The 19,824-nt window shown below is 62.4% G+C and carries 19 protein-coding genes; 3 read left to right on the top strand and 16 right to left on the bottom strand.

The window, feature by feature from the left end; genetic code table 11:
* The first annotated feature begins 35 nt into the window (after positions 1–35).
* Positions 36–1,403, top strand: a complete 1,368-nt coding sequence (locus OCU_RS32565; RefSeq protein ID WP_009953964.1) for an FAD-binding oxidoreductase — start codon at positions 36–38, stop codon at positions 1,401–1,403.
* A gap of 689 nt (positions 1,404–2,092) precedes the next feature.
* Here OCU_RS32565 and OCU_RS32560 read toward each other — a convergent pair.
* Genes OCU_RS32560 through OCU_RS32515 form a run of 10 tightly spaced genes read right to left on the bottom strand, consistent with a single transcriptional unit; the run spans position 2,093 to position 12,692 of the window.
* Positions 2,093–2,755, bottom strand: a complete 663-nt coding sequence (locus OCU_RS32560; protein ID WP_009953961.1) for a hypothetical protein — start codon at positions 2,753–2,755, stop codon at positions 2,093–2,095.
* Positions 2,752–3,357: a hypothetical protein gene (locus OCU_RS32555; protein ID WP_009953960.1), complete on the bottom strand. Its 606-nt coding sequence runs from the start codon at positions 3,355–3,357 to the stop codon at positions 2,752–2,754. Before OCU_RS32555 ends, OCU_RS32560 begins: the two co-directional genes overlap by 4 nt.
* Positions 3,358–3,399: 42 nt before the next feature.
* Positions 3,400–4,854, bottom strand: coding sequence for an MCE family protein (locus OCU_RS32550; protein ID WP_026071521.1), 1,455 nt, complete (start codon positions 4,852–4,854; stop codon positions 3,400–3,402).
* 1 nt (position 4,855) lies between these two features.
* Positions 4,856–5,995, bottom strand: coding sequence for an MCE family protein (locus OCU_RS32545; RefSeq protein WP_009953958.1), 1,140 nt, complete (start codon positions 5,993–5,995; stop codon positions 4,856–4,858).
* The gene (locus OCU_RS32540) at positions 5,992–7,320 is read right to left on the bottom strand and encodes an MCE family protein (protein ID WP_225323279.1); all 1,329 of its coding nucleotides are present in this window, start codon (positions 7,318–7,320) and stop codon (positions 5,992–5,994) included. Before OCU_RS32540 ends, OCU_RS32545 begins: the two co-directional genes overlap by 4 nt.
* Positions 7,317–8,642 carry an MCE family protein gene (locus OCU_RS32535; RefSeq protein ID WP_014379567.1) on the bottom strand — a complete coding sequence of 442 codons (1,326 nt, stop codon included), beginning with the start codon at positions 8,640–8,642 and terminating at the stop codon, positions 7,317–7,319. The genes OCU_RS32540 and OCU_RS32535 overlap by 4 nt, the downstream gene beginning before the upstream one ends.
* Positions 8,639–9,667, bottom strand: coding sequence for a virulence factor Mce family protein (locus OCU_RS32530; protein WP_009953955.1), 1,029 nt, complete (start codon positions 9,665–9,667; stop codon positions 8,639–8,641). The genes OCU_RS32535 and OCU_RS32530 overlap by 4 nt, the downstream gene beginning before the upstream one ends.
* Complete coding sequence (locus OCU_RS32525; RefSeq protein WP_080552511.1) at positions 9,664–11,028, bottom strand: MCE family protein; 1,365 nt, start codon at positions 11,026–11,028, stop codon at positions 9,664–9,666. The genes OCU_RS32530 and OCU_RS32525 overlap by 4 nt, the downstream gene beginning before the upstream one ends.
* A gap of 36 nt (positions 11,029–11,064) precedes the next feature.
* Entirely contained in the window at positions 11,065–11,925 is an 861-nt protein-coding gene (locus OCU_RS32520; RefSeq protein ID WP_009953952.1) for an ABC transporter permease, read from the bottom strand.
* Positions 11,922–12,692, bottom strand: a complete 771-nt coding sequence (locus OCU_RS32515) for an MlaE family ABC transporter permease (RefSeq protein ID WP_009953951.1) — start codon at positions 12,690–12,692, stop codon at positions 11,922–11,924. Before OCU_RS32515 ends, OCU_RS32520 begins: the two co-directional genes overlap by 4 nt.
* A gap of 581 nt (positions 12,693–13,273) precedes the next feature.
* On the opposite strand from OCU_RS32515, the gene OCU_RS50285 reads away from it, so the two are divergent.
* Entirely contained in the window at positions 13,274–13,597 is a 324-nt protein-coding gene (locus OCU_RS50285) for an integrase (protein WP_014379564.1), read from the top strand.
* A gap of 744 nt (positions 13,598–14,341) precedes the next feature.
* Positions 14,342–14,860, top strand: a complete 519-nt coding sequence (locus OCU_RS32510) for a TetR/AcrR family transcriptional regulator (protein ID WP_009953949.1) — start codon at positions 14,342–14,344, stop codon at positions 14,858–14,860.
* Positions 14,861–14,864: 4 nt separating this feature from the next.
* Here the strand turns inward: OCU_RS32510 and OCU_RS32505 are convergent, their stop codons facing one another.
* The 6 genes from OCU_RS32505 to OCU_RS32480 all read right to left on the bottom strand — a co-directional run bounded on the left by OCU_RS32505 (position 14,865) and on the right by OCU_RS32480 (position 19,795).
* Positions 14,865–15,659: a fumarylacetoacetate hydrolase family protein gene (locus OCU_RS32505; protein WP_014379563.1), complete on the bottom strand. Its 795-nt coding sequence runs from the start codon at positions 15,657–15,659 to the stop codon at positions 14,865–14,867.
* 44 nt (positions 15,660–15,703) lie between these two features.
* Positions 15,704–16,258, bottom strand: coding sequence for a YceI family protein (locus OCU_RS32500; protein WP_009953947.1), 555 nt, complete (start codon positions 16,256–16,258; stop codon positions 15,704–15,706).
* Between the two features lie 121 nt (positions 16,259–16,379).
* Positions 16,380–16,976, bottom strand: a complete 597-nt coding sequence (locus OCU_RS32495) for an aromatic-ring-hydroxylating dioxygenase subunit beta (protein WP_225323277.1) — start codon at positions 16,974–16,976, stop codon at positions 16,380–16,382.
* On the bottom strand, positions 16,973–18,379 hold the full coding sequence (locus OCU_RS32490) for an aromatic ring-hydroxylating oxygenase subunit alpha (RefSeq protein WP_225323276.1): 1,407 nt from the start codon (positions 18,377–18,379) through the stop codon (positions 16,973–16,975). The genes OCU_RS32495 and OCU_RS32490 overlap by 4 nt, the downstream gene beginning before the upstream one ends.
* Before the next feature lie 19 nt (positions 18,380–18,398).
* On the bottom strand, positions 18,399–19,217 hold the full coding sequence (locus tag OCU_RS32485) for an SDR family NAD(P)-dependent oxidoreductase (RefSeq protein WP_009953943.1): 819 nt from the start codon (positions 19,215–19,217) through the stop codon (positions 18,399–18,401).
* Positions 19,217–19,795: a VOC family protein gene (locus tag OCU_RS32480; protein ID WP_009953942.1), complete on the bottom strand. Its 579-nt coding sequence runs from the start codon at positions 19,793–19,795 to the stop codon at positions 19,217–19,219. The genes OCU_RS32485 and OCU_RS32480 overlap by 1 nt, the downstream gene beginning before the upstream one ends.
* Between the last annotated feature and the right edge of the window lie 29 nt (positions 19,796–19,824).

The following is a 19,824-nucleotide window of genomic DNA, read 5'->3' as shown; positions in this document are numbered from 1 at the left end:
GTCCGGGGCCGCGACACGCGGCTTACTATCGGGCCGTGAGCTCTGACGCCCTGGCCAGCCTGATCGCCGACCTGCCCGACGGGATGGTCGTCACCGATCCCACCGTGACCGAGGGCTATCGCCAGGACCGCGCGTTCGACCCGTCGGCCGGCAAACCGCTGGCCGTGGTGCGACCGCGGCGCACCGAAGAGGTGCAGACCGTGCTGCGCTGGGCCACCGCTAACAGGGTGCCCGTCGTGCCCCGGGGCGCCGGGAGCGGCCTGTCCGGCGGGGCGACCGCCCTGGACAACTGCATCGTGCTCTCGACCGAGAAGATGCGCGACATCTCGGTCGACCCGGTGACGCGGACCGCCGTATGCCAGCCCGGGCTGTTCAACGCCGAGGTGAAAAAGGCCGCCGCCGAACACGGCCTGTGGTATCCGCCGGATCCGTCCTCGTTCGAGATCTGCAGCATCGGCGGCAACATCGCCACCAACGCCGGGGGGCTGTGCTGCGTGAAGTACGGCGTCACCACCGACTATGTGCTGGGCATGCAAGTGGTGCTGGCCGACGGGACCGCGGTCCGGCTGGGCGGGCCGCGGCTCAAGGACGTCGCGGGCCTGTCGCTGACCAAACTCTTCGTCGGCAGCGAAGGCACGCTGGGCGTCGTCACGGAGGTGACGCTGCGGCTGGTACCCAAGCAGAACGCGTCCAGCGTCGTCGTCGCCACCTTCGCCTCGGTGCAGGACGCGGTCGACGCGGTGCTCGGGGTCACCGCCCGGCTTCGCCCCTCGATGCTGGAGTTCATGGACTCGGTGGCGATCAACGCCGTCGAGGACACCCTGCGCATGGACCTGGACCGCGGGGCGGCGGCCATGCTGGTGGCCGGGTCCGACGAGCGCGGCCGCGCCGGCAGCGAGGACGCCGAGATCATGGCCAAGGTCTTCGCGGAAAACGCTGCGACGGAGGTATTTTCGACCGACGATCCCGACGAGGGCGAGGCGTTCGTCGTCGCGCGGCGGTTTTGCATCCCGGCCGTCGAAGCCAAGGGATCGCTGTTGCTCGAGGACGTCGGCGTGCCGCTTCCGGCGCTGGGCCGGCTGGTCACCGGGATCGCCGGCATCGCCGCCGAGCGCGACCTGATGATCTCGGTGATCGCCCACGCCGGCGACGGCAACACCCACCCGTTGATCGTCTACGACCCCGCCGATGCCGACATGACCGAACGCGCCCACCTGGCATTCGGCGAGATCATGGACCTGGCCGTCGGTCTCGGCGGCACGATCACCGGCGAGCACGGGGTGGGCCGGTTGAAGCGGCCCTGGCTGGCCGGCTATCTCGGGCCCGAGGTGATGGACCTGAACCGGCGCATCAAGCAGGCGCTGGATCCGCAGGGCATCCTCAACCCCGGGTCGGGCATTTAGTTCTGGCTGTCGAGCGCCCGGCCGGCCGGGAAATCGATGTCGACGGCTGTAGGTTCTCAAGCTGCGTGGCGGACGGCGATGCCCTGACATGCAGGTCTCTAGAATTCTCATGGAAATGGCGGACATATTGTTCTCATCTTCGTGGCGGATCCTAAAACCAGAGGGTTGTGTTGAATTTCAATGCGCGACCTGGCTTGGTTTCGTATCGCAACGGCCGCCGGGACAACGATTTCGCTAAATCGTGCCCGCCGAAGGATTCCAATTGTTAAGATGACACGTTGGGTGACACGAAAGTGTCGCTGTGACAGCGCTTTAGGACATTACGCGTCGTGTCGGTGTCAGCCGGGGCCTAACACACTGCGTATCAACGAGTTTGGCCCGAGGGGGGTAAATGACCCGGGCGCTTATCTCCGAGGCCGAGTCAGACTATCGGTAGTTTGCGCTGACTCCGACGCCCCTCGCTCCCAAATTCGTCCGGTCGGAAAATCATGACGGTCGATGTAGAGTGCCTCGCCCCCTGGGCCCACTACATAGCGAAGCCGATCTGGCGCAGCGACTCCTGCACCCACTGGCTCGCGACTCGCGCCGCGGCCTGACGGAGCCTCGCTCGGGAGCCCAGCGCGACTAATGAGATTCTCATATTGGTGGCGGATCCGCAGGAAAACGATTGGTGCAGCATCACCGTGGGCTCAGATGGGATCGAACTCAGCGATCAGCCACCGACCGTCGACTTTGTCGAGCGTGACTCGGACGCTGGAGGCGCTGTTGGTCGGCGAATCTTGGCCGATGGTGACGGTCTGGTTTACGAACAGCAAAACGACGGCATGGCTGCCGGTCGCCTCTATCGGCGCTGCGGCCGGCACCGTGGCCGACGCAGAGATGTGCTTCTGCTTGGCTCCCGGGATGACTACGTCGTGGGTCAGTGACGTGTAGGCGTTAAGGAACTTGCCGGTGAGTCTGCTCCGGGCGGCCTCGAGGTCCTTTTCCACGCTGTCGGCCCGATACGACAGCAGAGCGATGGTGCTTTCGGTGGCGGTACGCACGGATTCCGTGGCGGCCAACTGAGCGGTGCGCGCGGAGCCGCCCTGCCACTTCAGGAAGCCTGCGGCCACGGCCAGCGACAGCGCGAGGCCGGGCAGTAGTGCGTACACGATCGCCCGCGCCCAGCGGATGTGATGCTTCGCAGGTGTCGAACTTTGACGGTCGCCTGACTCGTCGACCTCGGTAGTCGCAACATCGGTGTCCGGCTTGTCCCCGGCGATCGCCGTCGGGCCCGGCGTGGCAGGCGCTTCCTCCGATGAGGCGACATTGGTGTGATCGTCCGCGCGGCGGAGCAACTTCGGAAACTTCATGGCACGAACTCGACGTTGGAGACTTTGACCTGACCGTCGGTCTTCTGCACGAAGATCCGCATTCGCCATGCTCGTGGCGCCTGATCAGACGCAGCGGCGTCTGACGTTTGCACAGTCATGGCCACCAGCACCTGGGCGGTGTCGGCCGTCTCCGACTCCAGCCCTGCCGAGCTGATGGTACCGACCGTGATGGCTTTGGCTTGCTTGACGACCTCGATAAACGGCTTCGACCGTTTGGCGAAATCGTCGTGTAACTGTCCTGTCGCCCCATCCAGGATGCGCTGTACATCGGTGTCAGCATGCCGCCAGTCGATCGTAGTTAGGTTCAGCGCGCCCTGCCTGGCCACTTGCAGAAATTGGTTTCGCTGGATCTGCGCCTGATGCGTCTGGTAGCTGCGAAATCCCAACCATCCAACCAACACAGACAAGGCAACGACGATAGTCAGACAGACGCGAATTGTCGGCCGCAGGTGGAACACCGATTCTGCGGAGCGTGGTGTAGATGCGTTCTCCGTGGGGTCTATATCAGACTCGATGGTGTCCCCATCCGCGTCGACGACGTCGCCGCCCGGGGACGCGTGGAAGTCAACCGCCTCACGCATACCGTGCTCCGTCCGTCGTCGTGGTTCTGCGCGTCATATTCGTCAGCTGCCCGGCGGCATCAGCATTGTTTGCCATGTCTTATCCTTGGGCGCGGTTTGGGCTAGATCGGATTGCGTGTATTGATGCCCGTCGGGCCCGATGTAGGTGCCGGTGGCCGGGTCGTACTGGGCGGCGGCGATCGGCGGCGGCGCCGAGGCGGGCGGGCCCGCAACCGCTGGCGGTGAGCCGGGTGGCAGCTGCGGGATGCCTTGGCCCGATAGGGTGGCGTTCGGGTCACCTTTCCAGTTGAAGCCGTCGTTAAGCGGCACATAATGTTCGTTGCTTTCACACATCTTGACCGTGGGTGCGCGTTTACCCGGAACCGTCTCGCAGGGCACATTGCGCACGCCGCGCACGGCCAAGGGCGAGTCCTGGGGGGCCCGGCAATACAGGTCACCTGCCGGGCGATCCGGGTAATCTACTTCGGGCACTCGGTGCTGCTGAGCCGGCAGGAAGCCGGTGGTACATAGTGGGGGCAGGTTCAGGTTCAGATTGAAGTCGAGATAATAGCCCCGGTAAGCCTGTTTGGTGCCCATATTGGGTACGTCGCCGCCGGCCTGAACCGCGGTCGCCTGGGGCAGCAGTACTAACAACTGCTCGATGTCGTTCCGGTAGGTGACGGCCACCTGACCGATGCTGACCAAGTTGGCGAGCATGATCGGTAGGGTGGGCCGCAGCCGGTCGAAAAGTTGACGTACTTCGTTGGCGGCCGGGCCGCCCTTTTCGAGTACACCGGCGACGGCTGCGTCATGGCCTTGCAGCTGGTCGGTGATGGTGGCGAGATGCTTTGACCATGCCAGGATCGAGGGCGAGGTGCCGGCCTGTGAGTCGAGCACCGGCTGTGATTGGTCGATCAAGGCGGTGAGAGAGTCCACGTTTTTCCTCGCGTCCGTGGCCAGGGCGGTGGATCCTTTGACGATGCGGGAAAGTTCCGGGCCGAGTCCACCGACGGCGGTGTAGCTCTCGTCGATCACCGTTTTCAGGTTGTCGCGCGGGATCGCCTCCAAGGCTCGGTTGGTCGCATTGAGCAGTGTGTTGATGTCCGGGGGCACCGACGTGTGGTTCTCCGGTATCACGTCACCGTCACGCAGTGGCCGGGAATTGCCGTTGCGCGGCAGCAGTGAAACGTATTGTTCGCCGACGGACGATTGGCTGTGGACTTGCGCGTCGAGATCGGAGGGGATGTCGAGCCCTGATTTGAGGAGGAGCACGGCGTCGACGCCGGTGGGGGTTATCCGTACGTCCTTGACCCGGCCGACGTAGGTGCCGCGGTAGGTGACGTTCGCCCTCTTATATAGACCCCCAGCTTGTGAGAGTTGGACGGTCACCTTGTACTGCCCAAGACCGGGTATCAAGTTCTCGACCTTGATGTAGCCGAAGACTGTCACCGCGGCGGCGATGCCCGACACCGCAGCAAAAATGCTCAGCTTTATCCAGATTTGAAGGCCCAAACGCATGTTACGGTCCTTGATCCAGGTGATAGGGAATGATGAGTGGGTTGCCCTTGGTGTACGGACTGGGCTGCTGTCCAATGGTGCGACCCCACTGCAATTCCAGTTCGGTCAAGTTCCCCTCAAATCGGGTGCCGGTAAATAGCGCCGAATCAATCCGGCTCAGCGTCAGGTCAACAATGAGTGTGAGGTTGGCATAGTCACCCCGGAGCCAGTTGGTGAGCGGCTCTTTAACCCATGGAAACACCGTAAAAAAGCTCAGCGAGCGGGTGAGGGAGGGACCCGCGTTAGCCAGCGATTCGAGTACCGGGCCGAGGTCCTTCAACTCCTGGACGAGCGCATCTTTGGTCTGATTGACGGAGTCGGCGGCCAGCGCGCTGAACTTGCCCAGCTGGTCGGCCGCGTCGGCCAGTTTTGCCCGCTCGTCTTTGAGCACCGCCAGCGCGTCGGGAAGGGTGCTTAGCAATCGGTCAACGACGGGTTTCTGTTCGGCGAACTGTCCCGCGAGGTTATTTACGCTGTCGGTGGCTTTGATGATGTCGTCGGTTTGCTCGTTGAGATGACCGATGAACTGGTCCAGTTGTTGGATCAGGTTCTTCAGATCCTTCTCACGTCCCGCAAACGCCGTGCTTAACGTCTTGGTGATGTCTTGAACCTGGCCCAGGCCCCCACCGTTGAGGACTAGCGACAATGCAGCCAGCGTCTGCTCGGTCGTCGGGTATTCGCCCGCGGCCGAGAGCGGAATTAGGGACCCGTTTCGCAGCCTGCCTTCGGCCGGGACATTGGTGGGCGCTGCGAGTTCGACCTCCAGCGAGCCGAGGAGGCTGGTCTGACCGATCTTGGCGGTGGCGTTGGCGGGGAGTTTGACGTTGCCGTCGAGCCGCATGGTGAGCAGTGCATGCCAGCCCTCACGTTCAACGTTAGTGACAGTGCCGACCGTCACGTCGCCTACCTGGACGCGGGAGTTCGGCTGGACATTGACGACGTCCGGCATTTGCGCCTTCACCTCGTAGGAGCCAGGGCCGCCGCCTGCAGTGCCGGGTAATAGGATGGAGTTCAGGCCTCGCCAGCCGCAGCCCGATAATAGGCTGCCGGCGAGCGCCACCAGCAGGCCTGCGGTGACGCCCACCCAGCGGGACCGTCTCATGATCCCCCTTCTGGGGGGACCATCATGCCGGAAAGCCCCTGGGCGGGGTTGGTGGTTGCCACCACCTCGGCGGGCGAGGGCGGGGCGGTGTGGGCCGGCGCTGGTTGCCCGGCCGGAGCCGCCGTGGTTTCCGGGGCATCCGGACTTGGCGGCACGTAGTCCGGACGCAAGCGGTCCTCGCTGTACGTAACCTCGTTCGGACGAGCGCTTTCGCCGACGAACAGGTTCTCCCCCAGCGGGGGAAAATTGTACTGACGGTTCTTCACGATCGGGGCCAAGTACTGCACGCATAGCTTCGCGGCCTGCTGACTATTCAGCCGCGACGCCGCCTGTACGGCTCCGCACAGAAAGGAGATTGGATCGGCGAAGTTGTTGACCGCCAGCGCACCGGTTATCGCCCCTTGCGTGGGCTGCCAAATGTTGGTGTAGTTCGCCAGTGCTGTCGGCAGGACGTGCAGGGTCTGCTTGATGTCGTCGAGGCTGTCGGTGACCGTCCCGGAAAGAGATGCCAGTTTGTCTGACGTAACGCCGATGGCCGCGCGGTTTTCTGCCACGAAACGCTGGACGTCGCCGGCGGCGGTATCGAGGTCCCTGATCGCCGCGGCTACTTCATCGGGATCATTAGCAAGCAATCCGGTCACAAATGCCAGGTTCCGATTCAGCTGGCTCATCGAATCCGAACTGCTTTGAAGGGCCGAGACGATTGTCGCCAAGCTCTTTACGGTGCCGAAAATGTCGCTGCTGTGGTCCCCGAGTACCGAGAAGGCTTGCGATAATTTGATCACCGTGTCGCGGATGTCGGTGCCCTGGCCGCGCAGGTTGTCCGCGGCTGTATTGATTAACGATCCCAGCGGAGCGACGCCGCCTGGTTGAGTCGGCTGCAGCGTCTGCGTGAGCTTGTCGAGCTGTGTGCGCAAGTCGTCCCATTCAACGGGGACGGCGGTGCGTTCCTCCGGAATCACCGCGTTGTTGCGCAGGGCCGGCCCCGCCGCGTAGGCAGGCGTGAGCTGAATAGCCCGCGAAGTAACCAGCGCCGGGGACACGATCACGGCCTTGACGTTCGCGGGCACCTTGTATTTGCGGTCGTACCAGAAAGTTATCTTCACCCGTTGGGGTTGCGGTTCGATTTTCGCTATTTTCCCTACCGGTACACCCAGGATCAGCACCTCGTCGCCGGCAAACACACCGTTGCTGTTAGCGAAGTACCCGATGATGTTCGTCCGGTCGATCTGATCAGACGCGCGCTGAACGGTCATAAGGCCGCCGATGAGCAACAGACTCAGGACGACGGCCAGGCCCGTCTTAGCCTTGCGCGGTGCCCTCACCGTCCTGCCTCCCCGGGCGGCCCGACGGGCACGGGCGATGGTCCGCCTGTTGGCCCTCCGCTGGACGGTCGCGGGACCGGCGCAGAAGGACGATCGGGCGCGGGCTCATAACCAGCCGGCGGGCCGGGCGGCGGCCCCCCAGGGGGAGGCTGGGGCAACGGCGGCCGGTAGGGGTAGCGAGGGTCGCCAGGTTTGCCCGTGATCGCATCGGGCAGCGTCAGTTTGGGATCCCCGCCCTGGCCGGTGCGCGGATACGGAACCGGCAGAGGAGGCGTCCCCGGCTGGCCCAGCGGCGGCTCGGTGCGCTGCGAAGGCAGCAAGACGCTGGGGTCCAGACCAAGATCGGAGAATGCGGCGTCGATGAATGGTTGCACGAACTGTCCCGGAAGCAGGTTGACCACATAGCCTTTGAAGAATGGGCCCGAGGCGACCGCCTCACCCAACGACATCACGTAGGCGTTAAGCATTCGAATCGACTTCTGCACCCGATCTTTGCGATTGTCGACAATCGTCAGCACGCCGTTGAGCTTGTCCAGCGCCGGGCGCAACTGGGCGTGGTTCTCCGCGATGAACTCAGACAGCTGCTTTGACAGTGCTGAGACGTTGTAGGAGATCGAATCCAGTGCGCTGCTCTGGTTCTTTAGCTCGATCAGCAAGGCGTTGGTGTTGGCGATCAAACTGGCTATCTGGGCGGCGCGGTCGGCCAGCACGCCCGTGACTTTGTTGGTGTTGGCCAGTAAGTTGCGCAGCTGCCCGTCCCGCATGTCGAGGGTTTGTGAGAGCCGGGCGACGCCCTGAACTGCTGCCTTGAGATCCGGCGGGGTGTCGGAGAATGTCTGCGCCAGCGTTGCCATCGAACCGGATAACTGATTGGTGTTCAAGCCGCTGATCGTGTCTGCCAAATCACCAAGCGCGTCAGGTAATTGATAGGCCGGCGTTGTCCGATTGAGGGGAATCGGTTCAGACAGCCGGCCGTCCCCGCGGGGGGTGACCTCAAAGACCTTGGTGCCCAGGACGCTTTTGGTCTTGACCGCTGCCTCGGTGCGGTCTCCAAGCCGGATGTTTTTCGCAACGGTGAATTTCACCAGCACCCGGGGTCCGTCAAGGTCGATGCGCGACACCTGACCCACCCGGGCACCGAAGACTTGTACGGCGGCCCCTGTCTTGAGGCCGCCGGCCTCGGCAAGGTAGGCCGCATACTGGCCGCCGCCGGAGAAGAACGGCAGCTTGTCGTACTCGGTTGCCGCCAGCACCGCCGCAGCCGTCACGGCGCAGCCGACGATACCAACGACGAAGGAGTTACGTTCGGCGAAGGATTTCATTTCGGCGTGCACCTTCCCGAAGACTGGCCAGCCAGCTTGATGTAGACGGGTTGGCCGCCTTTCCCGTTGACCTTGAGCAGCAGATCGCACAGATAGAAGGAGAAGTAGTCGCCATAGAGCCCCTGCCTGTCCAACGCCTGATAGGCGTCGGGGAGTGTGTTGAGGAGGTCGTCGAAATAATCGTGATCAGCGAGGACGATCCCGCTGACTCGGTCAGCCTGATGGATGGTGTTCTGCAGGGCCGGGCGAGCCTGTCGAAGCAGGTCGGCGATCGAACCAGATGCTGCGTTGATGTGGGCCACGCCGTTACTGATGTCTGATTTGCGGGCCGCGAGCCCCTTCATGAGCTCTTGCAACGAATCGACCGCCTTAGCGAACTGGTCGTGCTGATCGCCGAGGGAGGCCAGCACGGTGTTGAGATTGGCGATCACGTGCCCGATCAGCTCGTCGCGGTCGGCAAGGGTGCTCGTCAGCGTGGCAGTCTGCGCCAGAAATGAGCTGACAGTCGCGCCCTGACCCTGGAAAGTCGAGATCAACTGGCCGGTAAGCGCATTGACTTGTGCGGGGTCTAGCGCCTCGAACAACGGGTGGAAGCCCCCAATCAGCGCGTCGAGATCCAGCGCCGGGGCGGTCCTCGCCAGCGGGATAGTCTGCCCCGGTTTGAGTGGTTTGACGTCGCCGGCACCCTCCTCGAGAGCCAGGAACCGGTCGCCGACTAGATTGCTCCAACGGATCACCGCTTTGGTGCCCTGGGTCAGCACGACCGACTCGTCGGCGGAGAACTCGACCACTGCGAACGCGTTTTGCTCGATTGAAATGTTTTTGACCTTGCCGACCTCGACGCCGGCGATGCGCACGAAGTCGCCGCTTTTCAAGCCGGCCACGTTGGTGAACTCGGCATGATAGGTCTTGTCCTTCTGGAATCGCAGCTGCGCGAACACCGCGAAGAGCGCAAAGAGGCTTAGCAGACAGACCGTTGCGAAGATGGCGAGCCGCCAGACGGCGCTTCCCAGGTTGTCTCTCATGGATGTGTTCCCGACGTGTCGGACGGACTGTGTTGCGGCCCGGGTGGCGGTGGGTTGAGCGGTGTCCCGTCCGGTCCGTATTGCGCTGCACCGTACGGTGGAGCGCCGGAGTACGGGATCGGCCCCGGTGCCGGACCCGGGATGCACTCGCGAATGCTGGGCGGCTGCGGCACGGCGCGCGTCACCGGCAGGTAGTCCGCATAGCAGGGATGGCCGATGCCGGGGTTCGGCCGGATGTCGAGTCCGGTACCCCAACCAGTGTCTGTAATTAGTTGACGGACCGGATAGTTTTTGCTGGGGTCGGGCAGTGACCCGCAACTCGGCTTGCCGCCGGGTCCGCCTTTTGCGGCCACAATTGGCAGGTTTTGCGGGTACTTGTATGGGTCGTCGCCGAGCAGCAAGGCGGCATCCACAATCATCGAGTAACCATTGGAACCACCCAGCGCGTCCCGGCCACCGTTGTCTACATACCAGGTGGCGCCGAGAAGCATGCAGGTGTACTCGGGGTTGTATTTCATCAGTAGGTTTGTCGTTGGTTCAAGCAGGTTGATTCCACGGACGAAGTTGCTCTGGTTGGGCGCGATTAGATCGGTACCGGACTGCGACAGACCAATCGCATTCAGCAGCAAGGCGTCGAGTGCCGATGTATGGCTTGTGACGGTCGCGCTCGTGGTACTCACGGCCGCGAGCGTCCTCAGGATGTCTTGTCCGGCGGCGCTGTAGGCGTCGCTGAAACCGCTCAGCGATCGGAGGTCTTGCTGCACAGTGCCCATGCGCGGATTCAGCGCCAGCAGCACCTGATTGGCGTCGGTGATGGCCTGCCCGATGGTCTGGCCCTCACCGCGCAGACCGATTGCCCACGCGGTCAGAGTCGCGTTGAGCTTGGCGGGGTCGATTTGTTTGAGCACTAAGGCGAGGTTCTGGAAAACGGTGTTGACCTCGGTGCTGACATTGCGGGATCGCAGGAGCGCGCCTGCGGCTATGTGCTTGGTGCTGGGATTCTCGGGGTAGACCAGATCGACGTACTTGGAGCCAAACAACGTTGAGGCTTTGATCTGGGCTTCGATATTTGCCGGAATATTTCTGACCTGATCGGGGTCGATCTCTAACTGCAGACTGACTGGTTCGGTCCCGCCGGTTACCGAGGCGACGCGGCCTACTTGTACGCCACGTAGCATCACCTTGCCGCCGGGCTCCATGACAAGGCCGGAGCGATCAGAGGTCAATGTCAGCGGAACGAAGGAACGGAATGTCCCATTGAACAATGCGGTCGCTAAGGTGATCAGCGCAACGATGACTCCGCAAGAGATGGTCGCCCAGCGCCCCAGGTGAGCATCGTCTGCTGAAGACGAAGGTTTCATTGCGCTATCCCTTAACGATGTTGGGCATAATCAGGGCTATCCACCCGAGAAGTGGAAATTGCCGGTCTTGCCGTAAATGGCAAGCGAGGAGAATAAAATTACTAATACCGCGGAGACCATTGAGCTACGCACCGCTCTACCCACGGCTTCGCCCACCCCGGCGGGCCCACCGGAAGCGGTATAGCCGTAGTAGGTATGCACCAGCATCACCACGAGGCCCATCAGGACTGCCTGCAGAAGCGACCAGATGATGTCGGTGGGCTGTAGAAATGTCGAAAAATAGTGGTCGTAGACGCCCGTCGGTTGCCCGTACACGGAGGTTGTGGCGAACCGGGCAGCATAGAAGGACATCCAGAGCCCTATGCAATACAACGGGATCACTACTACCACGCCCGCAATTACCCGGGTGGAAACCAAATAAGCAATCGAGCGGATGCCCATCACCTCGAGGGCGTCGATTTCCTCGTTAATCCGCATTGCACCCAGTTGCGCGGTGGTGCCGGCCCCGATGGTGGCGGACAGGCCGATTACCGCGGTTAGCGGCGTGACGATACGGCCGTTAACGTAGGCGGAAACGAAACCAGTCAACGCCTCCACACCAATACCGCTCAATGAGCTGTAGCCCTGAATCGTGACGAGGGAGCCCCCCGATAGTGTCAGAAAGCCAACGATTCCCACGGTGCCGCCAATGACCGCCAGCGCGCCGGCGCCTAAGCCCATCTCGGCGATCATGCGCAAAGTCTCGTGCTTATAGGAGGACAAGGCGTCCCGGATCGCGCCCAGAGTTCTCGCGTAAAAACGCGCTTGCGCGCCGATGCGCCGCCAGCCCGCAACCCAGCCATCCAGTGTGTAGCTCAATCGCGGAAATAGCTGGCTGGCAATCGTGCGGCTACTCATGATGTCGCCTTCACGCCCACCGCGGTCACGACGACGTCGATGAAGAATAACGACATAAAGGAAAAGACCACCGTTTCGTTCACCGCATTACCGACGGCGGCCGCCCCCCTGCCCACCGAGATGCCCTTGTAGCACGCGATGAGACTGGCGGTCAGACCGAACAGCCCAGCCTTGACTAGCGCGATGACCAACTCCCGCGCGCCGGTGAGCAACGTCAATCCTGCGGCGAAGGACCCGGGCGTAACGTGCTGGACAAAGACGGAGAACTCGAACCCACCAACGAGGCCGGTTACGATTACCACGCCGGATAACAGCAACGAGACGAAGGTGGCCGCGAGCACGCGGGGCACTACCAACGATCCGATCGGGTTAATGCCGAGCACGCGCAGCGCGTCGAGTTCCTCACGAATAGTGCGTGCACCCAGGTCGGCGCACATCGCTGTTGCGCCGGCACCGGCAACCACCAGCACCGTGACAAGCGGGCCAATCTGCGTGACCGTGGCCAGTGCCGCGCCGCTGCCAGAAAAGTCTCCAGCACCGAACTCGATCAACAGAATATTTATTGTGAACACCGTGAGCACGGTGAAAGGAATTGACAACATCATCGTCGGCGCTATTGATACCCTGGCAACGAACCAGCTTTGCAAAAGGAATTCGCGCCCAGCAAACGGGCGCCGCGGTATCTGCAACAATGTGTCAAGCGCCAGGGCAAAAAAGTCTCCCACGGAGCGAACCGGTTTGGCGAAGGTATTCGGCGAGATCAACACCGGCCTCCGTTCACATCACACGCCATGGTGATACCTGTACCGATGGGCGGCCACAGCGGATCTCGTCCGTCCCCTCGCATTCCAATGACATCCACAAGGTTCAACTTGCCGTACTTGTCGTAGGCAGCCGGTGCTTGAAGATGACCGCAGGGCCCCCAAGGTGACTGTTCGGCAGCCGACTCATCCCCACCCGCAAACCGCCTACCAACCTGATTCCCACCGCCACGCTCAGAACATGGCGGTCTACCAAAGCCGAGAAGCTGAAATGTTTGGGGCCGACGGCACCGTCTTCATGCCGCCGATCGGCAGCCTCTGCAGTGAGCTTGGGACCACGAGAACCCTCCCCGATTCGTAGAGTCTGGTAGCAGAACTTTATTTTCATAACAAAACTTTGTCAAGCATCCATCAGGGGGTGGAGTGGTCCTAGATCAGTCTGGCGGTTCTGCGCCAGGACTGGGGTTTTCGAGCAGGCCGTCACCGACCGGTTGTCTGCGTGAGGGGGCGACGGATTGGGGAGACGCTCGGATTTCGCCGACCCGATTCTGGAACTGCCTCCCAATCCGCGCGGTGGGGATTGTGCGGTGCTGGACGCCCAGGTAGATGTGCCGCACCGGCCCAATTCCAGTGGCGCGTTGGCGAAATCGCGGTTTCCCCGCACCGTACCGGCAACCCAAGCGGTGCTATCGAGGTACGCGGACTACCAGATCGAACGTATGGACATCCTCGGTGACGCCGACTGCGACATGGTGTTCGTCGCCCTCTACCACGAGAACCGCTGGGTGCGCCGATCACATATCGTGCACATAGCGGTGCTTTGCGCGGCTGGCCACCGACTGCGGCTTTGCGGTACGGGCGCATATGTCCCGCCATCATACGGCGGCCAGGAACTGGGTGCTCCGCGGTGAATCTCGGTGTGTACAACAGGTTTTGGCCAAGGCGCGTTGGACTCGACCGTAATTGACTGCATGCGCGGGGCCGAGGACAAGCGGCGAGCCATAGAGGCTGTAACTACCGGGGACGCCGCCGGGGCGAGCACTGTGCCGGTTCCCCGGTCGTCCGCGAGAGGCCGCGGATTGCGGCCCACCAGCCCCGCTTGGTGGCCTGCCCGAGCTGGTGGGCTTTGAGCTGCGCTTAGCACTGCAACGCCGCGATGAGGTTCGAACTCCGCTGGATCAGTTGCCGGTTCGGGCTCCTCCTCAGTCACCTCGACGGGGACCGCGCGGGCCGCCGAGCCGACCCTGAACGGTGTGTGAAACCATTGGCGCGCAAGATAACCTTGCTATCGCGCGCTTGTTCCGTCACTACACCGTTATCTGGAACGAGACTGGACCCATTCCACCGGCAGCAACGCTTATGCCGGCGACGTCGTGTGGCGGGTGCAGGTGCTGGTCCGCAGTCCAACGGCTAGCGCCGCCGGCCGGCCTTCGGCCTGATCGAGCTGCGCTGGCTGCGCGAGGTGCTCACGGCCTGGCCCGTGACACCCGCTTCAAATAATCGAGCTGCGATATAATCGTTTAAATGTTGGTCGGCAGCGGCAGCTGCCTCATTCCTGAAAGGCTTTTTCCTTGGCGTCCAGGGCAGGTACCGAGGCCCGTATCTTCGACGGTGCCCTGAAGGCGATTGCTCGGCAAGGCCCCAAGAAGCTAGCAATGAGCGATATCGCGCACGAAGCCGGCGTATCTACCGGGACGCTATACCGGTATTTCAAGAATAAGGACGAACTCCTTCGGTCGTTGGGCGACCATTTCGTCACGCGACTGCAGGCGGTCCTCGACGCCGCGATCGAGGCGAACCCGCGGCCAGCTGACCGCTTGCTGATCGTCATTGACGTCATGCTGCGATTTTGGTTGGAGAACCCTGCCACAATGCAGATCGGAGAACTTGAACCGGGATTCGTTGTGGACTATATCAAGCGGGTTGCGCCTCAGCTCTCCGGTGTTCTGAGCGATGCGTTGGAGCCTGCACTGGTCGACAGCCCTGCCGTACTCAATGGATCGGCCGAACTGAATGAGATTGCGGACTTAATCGTGCGGATGGCGTTTTCGCACTACTTCATGCCTTCGCGCGACTATCGGAGGTTCCGCGACATTCTCGTCGTGCTCGGTGAGTCAGGTGGACTCAAACCCAGAAAGTCGCGCTTCCGTTCACAGCGACGAGCCGTGGGCTGAGATCTCAACCTAATCTGGCGCCAACGACGTTGCGCAGTACGCCGACTCCTTCGACTTCCGCCTCAACCACGTCGCCCTCACCAAGGAATCGGCCGTCCTCGAACCCCACCCCGTCGGTCGTGCCAGTAAACACGATATCACCGGCGGTGAGCGGCATCCTTTCGATGATGTACTCAAGGCATTCGTCGATGCTGAAGATCATCTTGCCGGTGCGGTCATGCTGGCGCAGTTCACCATTGACGCGTAACGATATGGCGACATCAATCTGGCCTGACCCGCCGAACTCGTCCCTGGTGGTGATCCACGGCCCCACCGGCGTCGCCCCTCCGAGTGCCTTGATGGAAAACAGGTCCAGCCCACCACTCAGAGGCGTGGCCGCGTCACGGGCACTGACATCGTTGCCGACTGTGTAGCCGAGCACCGCGCTGGTTGGCTGCTCGCCGAGGTGACTCATCGACTTCGCCATCACCGCAACAAGTTCGACCTCGAAGTCCAGTTGCTCCGTGATCGAAGGATTCGCCAGGACGTCTCCGTGGCCGATGATCGCCACTTGGGGTTTGAGGAACCCCAAGGTGGTCTTCGGACGCTCGGTGACACCCAGCTTCTCCAGGTGCGACCAGTAGTTCATACCGACCCCGATGATCGTAGACGTAGGGGTGATTGGTGGTCGCCAGCGAACGTCGGTCATCGCTAACGGAGGACCGACCTTCTCGAAATGCGCCGCACCATCGGCAGCCGCCGAACCCCACTCCTCGATACCACCCCGAATCGGCTGCACGGTACCGGCATCGACGTCCACCAGACCCCAGACGTCGGCGCCCCCTCGATGAATCCTTGCGATTTTCAGCGTCCTATCCCTTCGGTCGCGGCGGCTGACGCCGCCTCGAGCCGTACCTTAACGCCCACACTCGACGAGATCGCGCGATCGAGGAAGCGCGGCCGGGCCTGATATATCAACCCGAAGTCGCGGCGGGTGAACTCGCCCGCCGCGGTGATGACCGGCTGGTGCGAACCACCAGAGGTGGAGCGCTGCAGCCGGATCCGCATCGGTACTTCCCGCGTGACACCCAGCAATTCCAGATCTCCATGTAGCAGGAATTCACCGGGAGGTTCGGCGAGATCCAGCCGCTGGGACCGGTAGGTCGCCGTGGGCCGGCTGGATACGTCGAGTAGGTGCGCCGACCGGATCGCCTCGTCCCGGCCCTTGCTTCCGGTGTTGACCGAGCCGAGGTCGATCGTCGCGTCAACCGCCGAATCGAGCGGATCTTCGGCCATGACGATCCGGCCTGACACGCTGAGCGTCCCACGCACGGTGTGCACCCCGAGGTGGCCGACCGAGAAGGTGAGACCGGACCGCGCTGGATCGATTGCCCAAATGCCAGGCAAATAACCGGGCATCTCGTCTGTTGCAGAAGACAATTCACACCTTTGACGTCAGAGTGCCGGCCATGCAGGTAGACACTCAGCCAACATCTCGATAGGTAGTCAGCTTTACTGAGGACCGGATACGGGTAACGGACTACAAATAGACGGCCAGGTTCTGCACCCCCAGCGTGGCCTGCTCGAAATAGACCGTCCGCGCTGCGAGCTTCCACTCGTCACCCGTCCGGATGGTGTCGACCCGGCGGGCCGGCAGGAACTCCAGTGCCGGCTCGTCATAGCGCGACCGGATGAGCACGATGGAGCTGAAGACCTCGTATTCGCCTGCCTTTTCGGTCTCGTATGACCGCACCTTGTGCACGATCCGCTGCGTCCGGGACAGCGGATTCTCCGACCAGGCGCTGTCGGTCTGGGTCAATCGCATCAGCTTCAACATCAGGGTCATGATGTTCTCGTTGAAGTGGTACATCTCCGCCTCGAACACCCCCTTGGTCCGGTGATCGCGGGTGGTCCGCACCGGTGCCCGGTAGATGATGTCGGGCGCGAGCAGCGCCAGCCAGCCGGTCAGGTCGTCCTCGTCGAGAAGGGTCGACTCGTCTTCCAGCCACGCGACGATCTCAAGGTGCCGCGGGTCGGTGACCTTGATCCGCTTGCCCTTAGGCGTCGGGTAGTCGACGGTCCCCATTGTTGCCCGTGCGGCGGGCACCACCCGTTCTCGAGTTGCTTCCGTGGTCACCACGCTCTCCCTTCCATGAACTCGCTGTAGCGCAGCCAGAAATTCCACTGCGTGTCATCCTTCGGGAACCCGGCATAGACCTGCGCCGGACCCGGCCAATCACTGGGCTTGTTTTCGCCGGTGATCGCCTGGTAACGCAGCTTCTGCTGGGCTCCAAGCGCACCCTTGGAGGCATAAGTCTGCATGGGCCACGTGTCGGTGTCGTCGGCCTCGACGAAACCGCTGATACCAAAGGTGGCCGCCGTCATCAGGTTCACGGTGTCGCGGAGCTCCTCAGGCGCGTCGCGTTCGACCAAACTCCAATGGAACAGCTCGAAGTGTTCCGGTCCCCTGGGTACCCAGACCCGCCAGCTGAGGAAGGCCGACGGGGTGCCGTCGGGGAATTGGAACGGCATGCAAAGCGCAGCCGTATTCGGCCACAGCTGACCGACCTGCGGGGTGTACCCCGCAAGGATCTTCAGTTGCCCATCGTCGAATCGATCTGGCAGCCCCTTTACCATCTCCGGTGACATCCCCGGCGGGGGAACCAGGTGCAGCCGCTCCAGCGGCGACATGTCCGCAAGATTTTTGCCCTTGAGGGCATTGACGTAGTGCTCGTTGGTCAGATCGAAGCACCGCACGAAATGGCCTTTGTGGCTGGCGCTGACGCCGGCCATTGCCGGCTCCTGTGACTCGCCCTCGGTGGAGAGCAGTTGCAGTTCCTGCATCGAACGGTGCAGCGACAGCGTGTGGAAGATGTCTCCGGCGAACTGCTCGGCGGCGCTCTTCCAGTTCGCCTTGATGATGAACCGCTGCGGGTGGCCGAGCACCGTCATACCACCGGGCGTGCGGTCGAACATCAGGTCCCAGTACCAGGTCATCGGGCCGAGGTACTCGCGCAGGGTCGGGGCGTTCTCGTCGAAGGTGACGAAGATCATGCCGCAGTAGGTCTCTGCCCGACCCTTGGTCAGACCAAGCTCAGACTTGGGCCGCAACAGCCCGTGCATGTCCTCCCGAGCGATGGGTGCGCCGACGAAGCTGCCGTCGGACTTGTAAACCCAACCGTGGTAGGCACATTGGAATGTCTTGGCGTTGCCGGCCTCGAACCGGCACACCTTGGCAGCCCGGTGTGCGCACACGTTGAGCGCCACCGTGAAGGTGTTATCCGCCGCCCGGCTGACGATCACCTGATCTTCGCCGACATACCGAAGTACGTAGTCGTCGACATTTGGGACTTCGTCCTCGTGCGCCACGACCGTCCACGCCTTGGCAAACAGCTGTTTCAGCTCCAGTTGGTAAAGCTCGGGGTCGGTCAGAACCCGAAGCGATACCTCCCGGAAGTCTTTGTCGATCAGCTCCGACAGCGGGGTCCCGTCCGAAAGAACAGGTCCGGTCGGAGCGTGTTTCACCTCATCTATAGTCATTTTTGCTCCTATTCCTTAGTTATTGCCCACTGGCCGGCGCAGAGTCGAACACCGAGGGATCCGGTGGTTTGGTGTTCACCCGAGGCACGTGCAGGCCGCCGTCAACCGGGATCGTGGCCCCGGTGATGAAGCGGGCTTCGTCGCTGGCCAGGAAAGCCACCACCGGGGCGATGTCCTCTTCCGGATCACCCATGCGTCCCATCGGAATCATCGTTGGAATCGCCGCACCCAGTTCTGGGTTGTCGGCCACCATCTTTTCGAATGCGGCCGATGCGGCTATCGGAGCGATGGCGTTGACACAGATGTTGTGCCGGGCCCATTGGAACCCGGCGGTCCGTGTCAGCGCCTGCACGCCACCCTTCGCGGTGTTGTAATCAGCGTGCACCCAGTGGCCGTCGTCCGCGTCGATCGAATAGAAGTTGATGATGCGGCCTCCGCCGCGGTCCTTCAACAGTGGGAACGCGGTCTGCATGCCCCACCAGACGCTCCAGAGCCCGACTTTCATCGTCTGCTCGAGCATTTCGTCCGTCTTGTACTCCAAAGGGACGTCCGGCGTCAGAGCGATGGCGTTGTTCACCAGAATGTCCAAGCCGCCGAAGGACTCCTGGGCGGCAGCGATGGCGCCCTCGATATCGGTCTTTCGGGACACATCGGTCTGCACGAACAACCCTTGGCCACCGAGCTCAACGAGGTCCCCGACCACCTGCTTGCCCGCATCCGAATCCAGTTCGGCGACCACGACTTTGGCGCCTTCGCGGGCGAACCGGCGAGCGATACCGCAGCCGATTCCCTTGCCGGCGCCCGTGACGACGGCGACCTTACCGTCCAACCGGCCCATTATGCGGTGCTCTCGGGTGCGGCTTTGGCTTCGATGACCTGACGGACCCGTCCGCGGAAGTCGGGATCGTGGGTGTGGCTGAAGTTCACGTTTCCCGTCTCGCCGTCGAACTCGTGCAGACCGGTGAGATCCCGGTCCCGATCGGCGAAGTCTGCAGCGTAGCCATTCTCGCGGACCGCCACGATCTCCCACCAGTTGCCATCGGGATCGGTGAAGTAAAAGGACGTGTCGCCGTGCATGTGACGGGGCTCGGTGATCTGCTTGATTCCCCACTGGTCTTTGATCTCGAGCAGCTTTTCGTGCGCGGCGTAGACCTCTTCCACGCTGCCGACGTCGAGCCCGTTGTGTGCCAGCATGGTCATCGTGCTCGCCTTGCCGGTCTCCACCACGGCGTAGGCGTGGTTGGTTCCCAGCCGGATCATCATCGACCTGCTGCTCGGCTGAATCACCTCCAAGCCCAGCACTTCCTCATAGAAGCGACGCGCCCTGGCCAGATCCATGGTCTCGAGGGTGCCGTGACCCAGGCGCTGGAGCTTCAGGACAGGTTCACCGGTGAACTTGTCTGTGATTGCGGGCATCGGGAGCGTCCTTCTCGTGGTTGGGATAT

This window comes from Mycobacterium intracellulare ATCC 13950 (assembly GCF_000277125.1).
Lineage (GTDB): Bacteria > Actinomycetota > Actinomycetes > Mycobacteriales > Mycobacteriaceae > Mycobacterium > Mycobacterium intracellulare.
Note: the sequence above shows the minus strand (reverse complement) of the source record. Positions and strands in the feature narration are given on the sequence as shown.